The following is a 12,120-nucleotide window of genomic DNA, read 5'->3' as shown; positions in this document are numbered from 1 at the left end:
TGCCGCCGGATTCGCTCCGGCACATCGCTTTTGGCCCCAAACGGGGCGCTGTCCTGCTCGTCCTAGCACAGAAAAATCGGCTGCGCAAAACGCCTTTCGCACCTGAGACGACGGGTTTTCTTAACCGTGACCACTACGGGGCACACATAATGCAGAAGGCCCCGAAGGGCCCACCGCAAGATCAAGATTATCGAAAGATCAGCGCGCCGCAACCGCTGCCGGGCGCATAACGCCCGCACCGGGCAAACGATGCACCTGCTCCAACGAGCAGGTTTCCCGCCGCCACGCCGTCGGATCGGCAAAAAGCGCCCGCAAAAGCTTGTTGGTCAGCGCATGGCCCGCACGCGAGCCAACATAGCGCGCCATCAAAGGCGCACCGGCGAGCGCAAGGTCCCCCATCGCATCAAGCATCTTGTGACGCACGGCTTCATCGGCGTGGCGCAGGCCACCAGGGCTCAGCACTTTTTCGCCATCAACAACAACGGCGTTTTCATAGGTGCCGCCAAGAGCCAGACCATTGGCGCGCATGAAATCCACATCCGCCTGACGGCAGAACGTGCGGCTGTCCATCAATTCGCGCACGAACGCGCCATTCGACATGGTGAGCCGTTTTTCCTGACGCCCAATCGCGGCATCGGTGAAATCAATCGCGAAGTCGATTTCCAGCGTGTTCGCGGGTTCCAACCGCGCCACGGCCTCCCCGTCACGCACTTCCACGGCCTTCAGCACACGGATCGCGGTCAGCGGTGCCGACAGCGTGCGCAAACCTGCGCGGCGGATTTTTGCCACGAAAGGTGCCGAAGAGCCATCAACGATTGGCACTTCCGGCCCGTCAATCTCGATCAGCACATTGGCGATACCCAGCCCCGCCAACGCCGCCATGATATGTTCGATGGTCGAAACCGAAACGCCTTCGTCATTTTCGATCAGCGTGCACAGTTTCGACGGCGTCACACGGTTCCACAGCGCATCGATACGCGGGTTCACGCCGCGCACATCGGTGCGGCGGAAGATAATGCCGTGATCAGCGGTCGCCGGATGCAGCACCATGCGCACGGGTTCCCCCGAATGCAGGCCAACACCCTCAAAGGCGACGGATTTCGCAAGCGTAGTCTGCACGATCATGCGACCTTTCATTCCCTTCACTCCGAACCCTCCGACAGGGAGCAGAGTTCCCATGCTCAGTTAAAAGCAGGTCGCACACATAACAATTCACCTTTTGCAACAAACTGAAATATAGACGGGTCGGTTTGGCAGAACCCTGCCGAAAGCACCCTAAGCGCATGATTTAAAAACGAAAAAGGCCGGGTCTCCCCGGCCTCAATGCGACATTTCGTGATGCGTCAATTTGCCTGACGGCGCAGGAAAGCCGGAATTTCGATCCGATCTTGATCGGTTTCGGCTTCTTCCTCGTAAGCTTGGTGCTGCGGTGCGGCAGGCATGGTGCGTTGAGTCGCAGCCGCGCCCTCACCCGCATGACCCGTCATGCGGTTAATCAAGGAGTTAATCCCAAAGCGGCCCTTCTCGGCGCCTTGCTGCGGCGCGGCACTACGGCTGGCTGCCATCGGCTGCTGACCTTGCGCCGGGCGCTGATAGCCACCAGCGGCGGGCACTTTGTTGACAGCGGCTTGCAACCGGGCCAGCGCCTCGGGCGAGGGTTGGCCGGGCGCGCGCGGACGCGGTGCCACGAAGCTGGCTTCTTCATCATAGGCCGGGGCTTCGGTCGCATATTGCTGCGCGGGACGCGATTGATAGGCCGGCGGCGGCAACTCGTCTTCGACAGCAGGCTGCGGCGCGGGGCGCGGTTGCGCCACAGGCTGCGGCGCCTGCGCGGCGGGCTGCGGACGCATCGATTGCTGCGCGGGTTGCATCGGCTGCGCTGGCGGCTGATAGGCGGCGGGCGCTTCCGTCGGCGCTTCAAACAGCGTGCGATCATAGCCCTGCGCGGCTTCGGGCTGCGCGGCGGGCTGGCTCGCAATCGGCTGCGCCGAGGTCACTTGCAGCGTCGGCTTCGCCGGTTCCGGCGCGGGCGTCGGTTTCAGCGGCTCGGCCATCGAACGGCGCGGCACCGGGATTTCATTCGTCACGGGCGCGGCGTCGATCCCGGTGGCCACCACCGAAACACGCATGCCGCCTTCCATATCGGGATCGAGCGTCGAGCCGACGATGATATTCGCATCCGGGTCCACTTCTTCGCGGATCCGGTTCGCGGCTTCATCAAGCTCAAACAGCGTCAGATCATAACCACCGGTGATGTTGATCAGCACGCCTTTGGCGCCTTTGAGGCTGATTTCGTCCAAGAGCGGGTTCGAGATCGCTTTCTCAGCGGCAACCACGGCGCGGTCGTCGCCCGTGCCCTCGCCCGTGCCCATCATGGCTTTGCCCATCTCGTCCATCACCGCGCGAACATCGGCGAAGTCGAGGTTGATCAGGCCGGGACGGACCATCAGGTCGGTGACCCCTTTGACGCCTTGGTAAAGCACGTCATCGGCCAGCGCGAAAGCTTCGGTGAAGGTGGTCTTTTCATTCGCCAGACGGAACAGGTTCTGGTTCGGAATGATGATCAGCGTATCAACGACCTTTTGCAGCGCCTCGATGCCAGCTTCCGCCTGACGCATGCGTTTGGGGCCTTCGAATTGGAACGGCTTCGTCACCACGCCAACGGTCAGAACACCTAGCTCGCGCGCGGCTTGCGCGATGATCGGCGCAGCCCCCGTGCCGGTGCCACCGCCCATACCCGCGGTGATGAAGCACATATGCGCGCCCACAAGGTGATCGACGATTTCTTCGATCGTCTCTTCGGCGGCACTCGCCCCAACGCTCGGGCGGGCGCCCGCGCCAAGACCTTCGGTCGCTTTCACGCCCATCTGGATGCGCGCACGCGATTTCGATTGTTGCAGGGCCTGCGCATCGGTATTGGCCACGACGAACTCAACGCCCTCAAGCGCTTTCTCGATCATGTTGTTGACGGCGTTACCGCCTGCCCCACCAACACCGAAGACGGTGATCCGCGGCTTGAGGTCTTCGTGCTCTGACATGCTCAGATTCAAGGTCATAGGAGTCCGCCTGTGTGTTCGCACGGCCTTGTGTCGGCCGACTGTCCCCGAAATTAGAAGAATACTACCGATGATTCCGGGTTACGTCACCCGAAAAACATCAGTTTTCCACAAAATATGGCAGTCTAAATGCCGCTCTTGGCGGTATTTCGCGCATACGCCATCATCTGGGGGAATCGAATCCGCCTTCCCCTTGTGGTTGTCTTACCAATTATCGCGGAACCAACGCACCGCGCGCCGGAAAGAACGCCCGCCCATTCGTTCCACGGGAATCTCGAAATCCCACCACTCGTCTTGCGGGCAAGCGGCAAACAGCGCGAGCCCAACCATCGCCGAGAAACCGGGACCCCGCGCCGCCTCGGGCATGCCTTGCACCCGCATGGGGCGGCCCAGGCGCACGTTTTGCCCCAAAATCTTCGCTGCCAGCATGTCCAGGCCCGGAATTTGGCTCGCACCCCCCGTCAGCACGATCTGCTGGCTCGGCAGATAGTCGAAGCCTGCCGCATCAAGCCGCGCCCGCACCTCTTCCAAAATCTCCTCAACCCGCGGACGCATGATGCCAATCAACTCGGTGCGGCTCACGGTGCGACGGTCTTTTTCCCAATCGCCGGAATTGGCGGAAAGCTCGATCATCTCACGGTCATCCATGCCGGTGGCATAAACCCCGCCGTGGAAGGTCTTGATCCGCTCCGCCATCGCCATCGGCACTTGTAGCCCCGCCGCGATGTCACGCGTGACGGTATCGCCGCCCATGCGCACCGCATCGGCAAAAATCATATGCTTTTTGAGGAAGATCGAAACGCCCGTAGCACCGCCGCCCATATCAATACAGGCCGCGCCCAGCTCTTGCTCATCCTCAACCAAAGCCGAAAGCCCGGCGACATAGGCCGAAGAGGCGATCCCCGCCAGTTCTAGGTCACAACGCCGGATACAGTAGATGATGTTCTGCACCGCCGCCGCATCAACCGTCAGCATATGCATATCGGTCGCGAGAACGCCGCCCACATGGCCACGCGGATCACCTAAACCCGAGCGGTGATCGAGCGCGAAATTGACCGGATGCGCATGCAACACCTCGCGCCCCATCCCAATATCGGGCAGGTCACAGGCAGCAAGCACACGCGCCACATCTTGTTCATCGACATGGCTGCCTGCCACCTCGACCTCGCCCGCCAGCCCATATGAGCGCGGATCGCCCCCGGCAAAACAGGCAATCACATGGTCCACGCGGGTATTGGCCATTTTCTGCGCCGCCTGCACGACGGTACGAATGGCGCGTTCGGTCTCGACCATCGCGTCGATCTCGCCAAAGCGGACGCCCTGCGAGCAGATAGTTTTCGCCCCCACAACCCGCATCGCAGATTGCCGATAAAGCGGGATCACCGTGTCATTGGCGGGCTCTGGCGGATCGAAGCGCAGCACCAAGCAAGACACTTTCGAAGTGCCAATATCCAAAAGCGCGATCACGCCGCGGCTCATGGCAGCGGTGCGCATCGTCCGCATGGCGCGTTGAGTCCGGTGAAACTCAGTCATGGGAGGCCTTTGCTGGGGTGAGGCCCTTGATCTCATGGAGCGCGGTCAAAGCCGCTTCGCTCAGCCGGATCGTCGGGCGGGTTTCATTACGTAAATCAAGCCGGGTAAAATCGCGGCTCAGCAGGTCTTCAACGGAATCGAGCGCCAGCGTGCGTTGCACGGCGCGCACGGGATTTTCTTCGGGCAACAGGATGCGCTGATCACGATCAAGCACCAAATCCCAGCGCCGCTCGCCCACCCGCACAAGGCCGCGCGCGCGCGGCAAAATCGGTTTGGCAGCGGCCAAAATGGCCAAAGCCTCGGCCACGGCTTTATCGGCGCCATAGCCCGCAATCAGCGGCAAATCGGGGCGCGCATCGCGGCGTGTCAGCGAAGCGGTGCGATGCCCGGTGGTATCGAGCATCTCAATGCCCGTCGCGGTGCGCCACAAAATCACCGGCACCCGCTCGGTCACCCGCACCTCCAGCGCGCCGCCCGATTGCACCATAAGCGCCACATTTTCCACCGCATCCAAACGGCGGATCGCAGCGCGGTAAGCATCCAGATCAATCGCAAAGCGCGAGGCGGGCAGACCCACCGGCAAAAGCGCACGCACGGCGTCTTCCACCTCAGCCGATGCGCCATCGACGGTCAGTTCAGAAATCCGAAACTCGGGGCGGTTTTGGATTTGCGCCTTCACGATCTCATAGCGCTCCACAAGATCGGCGCGGCGCCCGGAATCCCCAAGCCAAAGCCCCAACCCCAGCGTGACGCAAAAGACCGGCACGCCAATCCGTGTCACTAGCCGCACAAACGGGGTGAGCCACAGCCGCTCCAGCCGGAACGCGAGGCGCGAAGGCGCGGCACGGCGCATTTTCGGTGCCTTTTTTTGCGGCGCCGCCATTTGCACATGGCTGCGCGGCCCAACAGCGGGCGCACGCGGGTATCGCGGATCAGCGCTCAGCGGTCGCATGAGGCATCCTCCACAATCCAACGGCAAAGCGCGGGGAAATCCATCCCCTCAGCGGCGGCCTGCTCGGGCACGAGTGAGGTGGGCGTCATCCCCGGCTGGGTATTGGTTTCAAGCAAAATCAGCCCGTCGCGCCCGCGCGTCTCATCCCAACGAAAATCGGTGCGGCTGACGCCTTTGCAACCAAGCGCCTTGTGCGCGCGCAAAGCGTAATCGCGGCAGGCTTCGCGAATATCATCGGGCAGCTCTGCCGGGCAGATATGGCGCGACCCGCCTGCGGTGTATTTCGCGGCGTAATCATACCAACCCGTGGTGATGATCTCAGTGACGCAAAGCGCGCGGTCGCCTAGCACGGTGCAGGTCAGTTCGCGGCCCGGCGCATAGGTCTCGACCATCACCACTTCGGGCATGGCGTCATCAAGCACCGGCGGCGCATTCGCGCCCTCCATCACCAGATAAACCCCGACCGAGGAACCTTCGTTATTCGGCTTCACCACATAAGGCACGGGCAACACATGCGCGGCGGCCACTTCCGCTTTGGTGGCCAAGCGGCTCTCCATCACCGGCAGGCCCGCCGCCTTATACGCCTCTTTCGCGCGGATTTTGTCCATCGCAAGAGCAGAAGCCAGCACGCCCGAATGGGTGTAGGGCAGCCGCAACCATTCCAAAAGACCCTGCACGCAGCCATCTTCGCCAAAGCGGCCATGCAGCGCATTGAACACGACATCAGGCGCGGCCTCTTGCAACCGCGCCGCGAGGTCTACCCCCGCATCAATCTCAACTGTGTCGTATCCCGCCGCTTGCAACGCCTTGGCGCATTCGCGCCCGGACGACAAAGACACCTCGCGCTCAGCCGAGGGTCCGCCCATTAGTACCGCCACAAGGGGGGCTGTCCTGCTCGACATACCCGCCACTTTCGCCTCTGCCGGGGTTGTCCCCGTGCGTTCCGGGACTATCCCGGTCTTTTTGTTTGCGCATGGGCTGCCCCATGCATCTTGTTATAGTTGCGTGTCGCGCCTCAATATTCGCCGATACGCATGATTTCCCATTCTAACGAAATTCCCTGCGTCTGCAAAACCTTTTTGCGAACCTCTTCGCCCAATTGCTCAAGATCATGCGCCGAGGCCCCGCCCGCGTTGATCAAGAAATTGGAGTGCTTTTCGCTCATTTGCGCGCCGCCCAAAGTCGCACCACGCATTCCGGCTTTGTCGATCACCGCCCAAGCCTTCAACTCATGCGTGTCATCGGCCCGGCCCGTAGAAGACGCGCCCGACGGATTGCGGAAGGTCGAGCCCGCGGAACGTTCCTTGGTGGGCTGGCTCGCGTCGCGTTTGGCGATTTGATCGACCATCCGCGCCTCCAACGCCCCCGGTTCCCCCTCCGCAGCGCGGAAGGTGGCAGAAACAATCACCGCGCCCTCGGGCAATTGCGAGGACCGATAGGCCAAGTTGAGCGCCTCGGCGGGCAGCGTTTGCACCTCGCCCGCACGGGTCACAATGCGCACCGAAATCAGGTGATCGGCCACATAGGAACCATAACAGCCCGCATTCATCTTCACCGCGCCGCCAATGCTGCCCGGAATGGTGCGCAAAAAGGTAAGGTCGCGCCCCGCCTGCGCGGCTTTGCGCGCCACATGGGCATCGAGCGCCGCCGCGCCTGCGGTAACGGTCTCGCCATCGACTTCAATGCCGTTGAAGCCGCGCCCCAGCCGGATCACCACTGCGCGAATGCCGCCATCGCGCACGATCAGGTTTGACCCCACCCCCATCGGGAACACCGCCACATCTGCGGGCAGGGCCTTCAAAAACGCGGCAAGGTCATCTTCATCAGCGGGTTGAAAGAACCAATCCGCAGGCCCACCCACGCGCAACCACGTCAGATCGGCAAGCGAGCGTTGCGGCGTCAGCACGCCGCGCGGGGTATAAGAAAGGCTGTCCATAAGCCTGCCCTAGCGCGGCGCGGCCAATGGGGCAAGGGGGCGCTGCCGCTCTGGGCCTTTGCCCCATTCCTCCCTTAGATATTTGGACCAAGTCGACGGCAGGCCATTTTCCCATGCGACTTGCGGAAATAGCCGGGGAAAGCGCCCCCCTGCCCCGGTTCACATTTGCGTATCGCGTGCAACTTAATGCGCGCGCCAACCGTTTCAGCCATTCAATATGCGCCCAACACAGGAGAATATCATGCGCCTTCCGCTTATGCGCCTGACCGTGGTTTCCGTCTCCATGGCCGTCACCACCGGAGCGGTGATCGTCCTTGGCCTCACGGCTGGCTATCACGACTGGATGCTTTTTGCCGTTGCCGCCACTTTTGGCTTTGTCGTCGGCGGGGCTTTTGGCTTGATCTTCGCGCGCTGGCTGCGCGAAGCGCAAACGCCGCTGCGCCCCGAAAGCCCGAGCATGGACCCCGAGGCCGCGCGCCGTGCCGTGCGTCCGCAAGCGCGCGTGGCTTACCCGCCCGCACCGCAACAAAGCATTGCTTGACGAAAGACTTAGCGCTCGGCCCGGCTCAGGCTTGCAAACAGCCGCCGCACGGGCCAGCGCAACACGCTCAGGCCCCCGGCCAACACCACAAGCCCCCAGATCGGGCCATTGGTCCAAGTGACCCAGCCCAAAATCGGCACGCCGACAGCAATCAGCCCCCAAGCGGCGGGCCAATGATAGCGTTGCGGCCCCAGCGCGATGACCGAAGCCACCACCACCCAAAGACAGGCGACGGCAAGCGAAAGTGTCATGGCTGCCCCTCCTATCCGAGTTTTGCGGGCAGAGCCTGTGCCCAAGTCGAAATCGTTCCCGCGCCAAGGCAAACCACAATATCACCCGGACGCGCCTGTTCTTTCACGAGCCGCGCGAGATCTTCTTCGTTGAAAAGCGCGCGGGCGTGGCGGTGACCGTGGCGAATGAGGCCCGAGACCAGATCATCGCGGCTCGCCCCCGGGATCGGATCTTCGCCAGCGGCATAGACATCGGCAATCGCGACCACATCAGCTTCGTTGAAACAGGTGCAGAAATCGTCAAAAAGGGAAGACAGCCGCGAATAGCGATGCGGCTGGTGCGCGGCAATCACCCGCGCGCCGGGCGTGCCCGAAACGGCTTGGCGCGCCGCTTTCAACACGGCGGCAATTTCCACCGGGTGGTGGCCGTAGTCGTCAATCACCGTGACGCCGCCCAAAACCTCGCCCACTTTGGTGAAGCGGCGGTTCACCCCGCCAAAGGCTGCCAAAGCTGCGCGGATTTCGTCTTTCTTCATGCCCAGATGACGCGCCACAGCGATTGCGGCCAAAGCGTTCGAGACGTTGTGATCGCCCGGCATCGGCAGGGTGCACCCTTCGATCATCGCGCCGTCTTCTTCGGATTGCAGCAACACGTCGAAATGCGCATTGCCCTTTTCAAAGCTGAGGTTGACCGCGCGCACATCGGCTTGGGCGTTGAAGCCAAAGGTCATCACACGGCGGTCATTGACCTTGCCAACCAGCGCCTGCACCTCGGGATGATCGGTGCAGCACACCGCCAGCCCGTAAAACGGAATGCCCGAGACAAAATCATAAAAGCCTTTGCGCAGGTTCTCGATCGTGCCCCAATGCTCCATATGCTCGGGGTCGATATTGGTCACAATGGCAATGGTCGCGGGCAAGCGGTTGAAAGAGCCGTCAGACTCGTCCGCCTCCACCACCATCCATTCGCCTGCGCCCGCACGCGCGTTAGAGCCATAGGCATGGATGATCCCGCCGTTGATCACGGTCGGATCGAAATTGCCTTTATCGAGCAGCGTGGCCACCATCGTCGTGGTGGTGGTTTTGCCATGCGTGCCCGCAACGGCAATGTTGGAACGGAGCCGCATCAGTTCGGCCAGCATTTCCGCGCGGCGCACCACCGGAAGCTGGCGTCTGCGCGCCTCTTCCAATTCCGGGTTGCCCGGTTTGATCGCCGAAGAGATCACGACAACCGCCGCCTCGCCAATATTCTCGGCGCGCTGGCCCTCATAGACCACTGCGCCCAATTCCTCGAGCCGCTGGGTAATTTTGGAGGCTTTCGCATCCGAACCCTGCACCGAAAAGCCCTGCGTCAGCAGCACTTCGGCAATGCCAGACATGCCAATGCCGCCGATGCCGACGAAATGGATGGGGCCAAGTTCCCCGGGCAGTTTGGTGGCGTTCATGTCTCGGGTCCTGCAAGCTGTTCGACAAGGGCAACAAGGCGCGCGGTGGCATCGGGGATGCCATAGCTCAGCGACGCTCGCGCCATCTGCCCTGCCCCTTCGGGATTGTCCAGCACCAGTGCGATCTGATCACGCAAGCTTTCGACGCTCGCGGCGCTTTCGGGCATACGGATCGCCCCGCCCGCTTCGACCAGCCCGCGCGCGTTGGCGGTTTGGTGATCCCCCGCGGCAACGGCGTAAGGAATAAGGATCGCAGGCCGCCCGATCACCGAAATATCGGCCACAGACGACGCCCCGGCCCGCGAAATCACCAGCTGACATTCCGCCAAGCGGCGCGGCACATCCGAGAAAAACGGCTCCACCTCGGCATCAATGCCCGCTTCGGCATAGGCGCGCGCCACGCGGGCGCCATCTTCGGGCCGCGCCTGATGCGCCACGCGCAGAAGGTGGCGAATGCTCTCGGGCAGGCTCGCAATCGCAGCGGGGACAAGATCCGACAAGATCCGCGCGCCTTGGCTGCCGCCAATCACCAAAACCGACATTGGGTAATCGCCGGGCTGGATATAAGGCGCGGCGGCACGCTCGGCCACCGCTGCGCGCACCGGGTTGCCGGTGTGAATGCCTTGCACGCCTTTGGGCAAATCGGTCGGCCAAGTGCCGCAAGCAAAAGCCTGCACGCGTTTGGCAAAGACCCGGTTCACCTTGCCCATGACGCCGTTTTGTTCATGGATCGCGCGCGGGATGCCGAGCACCGTGGCGGAGGTCAGCGCCGGAATTGTCGGGTAGCCCCCAAAGCCCACCACCACGGCAGGGCGGTCCATCATATTGCGCCAAATCGCGGAAACCACGCCGCCCGCAATGCGAAACGGCACCGCCAATTTGGCAAGCGGCCCACCCCGCGCGAAAGTGGCAGAGGCCACCTGATCCACCTGCACCACATGCGGGAAGCCGCCCGTATAACGCGCACCGCGCGCATCGGTTGATAGCTTCACCCGCCAGCCCCGGCGCACCATCGCCTCGGCCAGCGCTTGCGCGGGAAACATATGCCCACCGGTGCCCCCGGCGGCGATCAACAAAAGGGGCGGTTTGGCGGCTTTGTTCGACATCACAGCCCCCTCAGCCCTTGGCGCGATTGCCAAGGATGCGGGCAATCTCGTTTTTCGGGCGCGTGCGGGTCAGCGCAAGCAAGAAACCAAGCGCGATGCCGCTGGCAATGACAGACGAGCCCCCATAGCTCACAAACGGCAGCGTCATCCCCTTGGCGGGCAAAAGACGCACCGCGACCCCCATATTGATGAAGGCTTGCACGCCAAAGGCACAGGCCAGCCCGGTGCCCGCAATGCGCGCAAACGGGTCACGCTCCAGCGTCATCCGCCCGATCGAACGCAGCACCACGGTGGCATAAAGCGCGATGATCAACAGCACGAGGATCAGGCCATATTCTTCTGCCGCCACAGCAATGATAAAATCCGTATGCGCATCGGGCAGTGACCATTTCACCGAGCCTTGGCCCACCCCCACGCCAAAGAAGCCGCCTTCTTGAATAGCGTTGGTCGCATAGCCAATCTGGGTGCGCGGGTCGATATCGGCGCTCAGGAACCCATTGATCCGGCGCGCCACGTGTTCGGACATATTATAGGCAAAAACACCCCCCGCTGCGCTCAGCCCCGCCGCCGCCGCCAAAGGCAAGATCGGCGCCCCCGAAACGAAATACATCACCATCCACGAAAACAGGATCAGCGAGGCTTGGCCAAAGTCGGGTTGCAGCGCCAGCGTGACAACAATCACTGCGGTCAGAATGAAGGAATAAAGCCGACCGGGCGGGCCCGCGACCTCTTGGCCAGCGGCCATAAACCACGCGCCCACAATCACGAAAGCGGGCTTGAGAAATTCAGAGGGCTGCAGCGAGGCAAAGCCAAGCGAGATCCAGCGCACCGCCCCTTTGCCAAAATCGGTGCCAATCACCGGCAGCGCCATCAGCGTGATGAAGGCGCCAATGAAGCCAATCACCCCGATCCGGCGTACTTGTTGCGGGCTCAAAAGCGACAAACCAAGCATCGTCACAAGCCCGATCCCGCCGAAAAACGCTTGTTTTTTCACATAGAAAAACGGCGGCAGGCCGTTCTTTTCGGCCAACGGCACCGAGGCCGCGAGCCCCAAAAGCATGCCAACGCCAAACAGCGCCAGCACGGCCGCAAGGGCCCATTTGTCGATCGTGCGCCACCAACGTGGCAAAACCGCATCCGTGGCCCGCACGGGCACGGTGCCAAAAACCATCTCTGTCATGGCTGAACTGCTCTTGCTGCCTCTGCTCGCCCGGTGTCCGGGTCTTCACCCAACTTTAGACCATGTTGCCCGCGATGCCTAGGGAAAACACCCATGATGGCCCGAGGCAGGGCGCGCGCAAAAGGGTATGAAGAACAATAA

General features: G+C 62.2%; 11 protein-coding genes. 1 reads left to right on the top strand and 10 read right to left on the bottom strand.

Going from position 1 to position 12,120, the window contains the following annotated elements; genetic code table 11:
- Positions 1-198: 198 nt before the first annotated feature.
- The 6 genes from lpxC to murB all read right to left on the bottom strand — a co-directional run bounded on the left by lpxC (position 199) and on the right by murB (position 7,477).
- Complete coding sequence (lpxC, locus tag BW967_RS00250; protein WP_076483548.1) at positions 199-1,119, bottom strand: UDP-3-O-acyl-N-acetylglucosamine deacetylase; 921 nt, start codon at positions 1,117-1,119, stop codon at positions 199-201.
- 224 nt (positions 1,120-1,343) lie between these two features.
- Positions 1,344-3,056, bottom strand: a complete 1,713-nt coding sequence (gene ftsZ, locus BW967_RS00245; protein WP_076483039.1) for a cell division protein FtsZ — start codon at positions 3,054-3,056, stop codon at positions 1,344-1,346.
- A 204-nt stretch (positions 3,057-3,260) separates the two neighbouring features.
- Positions 3,261-4,589, bottom strand: coding sequence for a cell division protein FtsA (gene ftsA / locus BW967_RS00240; protein ID WP_076483038.1), 1,329 nt, complete (start codon positions 4,587-4,589; stop codon positions 3,261-3,263).
- A complete protein-coding gene (locus BW967_RS00235; RefSeq protein WP_083951820.1) occupies positions 4,582-5,541 on the bottom strand; it encodes a cell division protein FtsQ/DivIB in 960 nt (319 codons plus the stop codon). The genes ftsA and BW967_RS00235 overlap by 8 nt, the downstream gene beginning before the upstream one ends.
- A complete protein-coding gene (locus BW967_RS00230; RefSeq protein WP_245826396.1) occupies positions 5,529-6,407 on the bottom strand; it encodes a D-alanine--D-alanine ligase in 879 nt (292 codons plus the stop codon). Before BW967_RS00230 ends, BW967_RS00235 begins: the two co-directional genes overlap by 13 nt.
- Positions 6,408-6,556: 149 nt before the next feature.
- Entirely contained in the window at positions 6,557-7,477 is a 921-nt protein-coding gene (murB, locus tag BW967_RS00225) for a UDP-N-acetylmuramate dehydrogenase (RefSeq protein WP_076483036.1), read from the bottom strand.
- A gap of 241 nt (positions 7,478-7,718) precedes the next feature.
- On the opposite strand from murB, the gene BW967_RS00220 reads away from it, so the two are divergent.
- Positions 7,719-8,018, top strand: coding sequence for a hypothetical protein (locus BW967_RS00220; RefSeq protein ID WP_076483035.1), 300 nt, complete (start codon positions 7,719-7,721; stop codon positions 8,016-8,018).
- An 8-nt stretch (positions 8,019-8,026) separates the two neighbouring features.
- On the opposite strand, the gene BW967_RS00215 is transcribed toward BW967_RS00220, so the two are convergent.
- From BW967_RS00215 to BW967_RS00200, 4 genes are read right to left on the bottom strand one after another with little or no spacing between them, the layout of a single operon-like run.
- Positions 8,027-8,269, bottom strand: a complete 243-nt coding sequence (locus tag BW967_RS00215) for a DUF2484 family protein (protein WP_076483034.1) — start codon at positions 8,267-8,269, stop codon at positions 8,027-8,029.
- Between the two features lie 11 nt (positions 8,270-8,280).
- The gene (gene murC / locus BW967_RS00210; protein WP_076483033.1) at positions 8,281-9,693 is read right to left on the bottom strand and encodes a UDP-N-acetylmuramate--L-alanine ligase; all 1,413 of its coding nucleotides are present in this window, start codon (positions 9,691-9,693) and stop codon (positions 8,281-8,283) included.
- Positions 9,690-10,799 carry a UDP-N-acetylglucosamine--N-acetylmuramyl-(pentapeptide) pyrophosphoryl-undecaprenol N-acetylglucosamine transferase gene (locus BW967_RS00205; protein ID WP_076483032.1) on the bottom strand — a complete coding sequence of 370 codons (1,110 nt, stop codon included), beginning with the start codon at positions 10,797-10,799 and terminating at the stop codon, positions 9,690-9,692. The genes murC and BW967_RS00205 overlap by 4 nt, the downstream gene beginning before the upstream one ends.
- A 10-nt stretch (positions 10,800-10,809) precedes the next feature.
- Positions 10,810-11,979: a peptidoglycan glycosyltransferase FtsW gene (locus BW967_RS00200; protein WP_076483031.1), complete on the bottom strand. Its 1,170-nt coding sequence runs from the start codon at positions 11,977-11,979 to the stop codon at positions 10,810-10,812.
- Positions 11,980-12,120: the final 141 nt, after the last annotated feature.

Origin of the sequence: Rhodobacter aestuarii (genome assembly GCF_900156655.1) — a bacterium.
Classification (GTDB): Bacteria; Pseudomonadota; Alphaproteobacteria; order Rhodobacterales; family Rhodobacteraceae; genus Rhodobacter; species Rhodobacter aestuarii.
Note: the sequence above shows the minus strand (reverse complement) of the source record. Positions and strands in the feature narration are given on the sequence as shown.

Excerpts from the sequence above, each read along its gene's own strand:
- BW967_RS00220 (WP_076483035.1), top strand. The coding sequence starts at position 7,719 with ATGCGCCTTCCGCTTATGCGCCTGACCGTGGTTTCCGTCTCCATGGCC.
- BW967_RS00215 (WP_076483034.1), bottom strand. The coding sequence starts at position 8,269 with ATGACACTTTCGCTTGCCGTCGCCTGTCTTTGGGTGGTGGTGGCTTCG.
- BW967_RS00230 (WP_245826396.1), bottom strand. The coding sequence starts at position 6,407 with ATGGGCGGACCCTCGGCTGAGCGCGAGGTGTCTTTGTCGTCCGGGCGC.
- murB (WP_076483036.1), bottom strand. The coding sequence starts at position 7,477 with ATGGACAGCCTTTCTTATACCCCGCGCGGCGTGCTGACGCCGCAACGC.
- ftsA (WP_076483038.1), bottom strand. The coding sequence starts at position 4,589 with ATGACTGAGTTTCACCGGACTCAACGCGCCATGCGGACGATGCGCACC.
- murC (WP_076483033.1), bottom strand. The coding sequence starts at position 9,693 with ATGAACGCCACCAAACTGCCCGGGGAACTTGGCCCCATCCATTTCGTC.
- BW967_RS00200 (WP_076483031.1), bottom strand. The coding sequence starts at position 11,979 with ATGACAGAGATGGTTTTTGGCACCGTGCCCGTGCGGGCCACGGATGCG.
- BW967_RS00205 (WP_076483032.1), bottom strand. The coding sequence starts at position 10,799 with ATGTCGAACAAAGCCGCCAAACCGCCCCTTTTGTTGATCGCCGCCGGG.
- BW967_RS00235 (WP_083951820.1), bottom strand. The coding sequence starts at position 5,541 with ATGCGACCGCTGAGCGCTGATCCGCGATACCCGCGTGCGCCCGCTGTT.
- ftsZ (WP_076483039.1), bottom strand. The coding sequence starts at position 3,056 with ATGACCTTGAATCTGAGCATGTCAGAGCACGAAGACCTCAAGCCGCGG.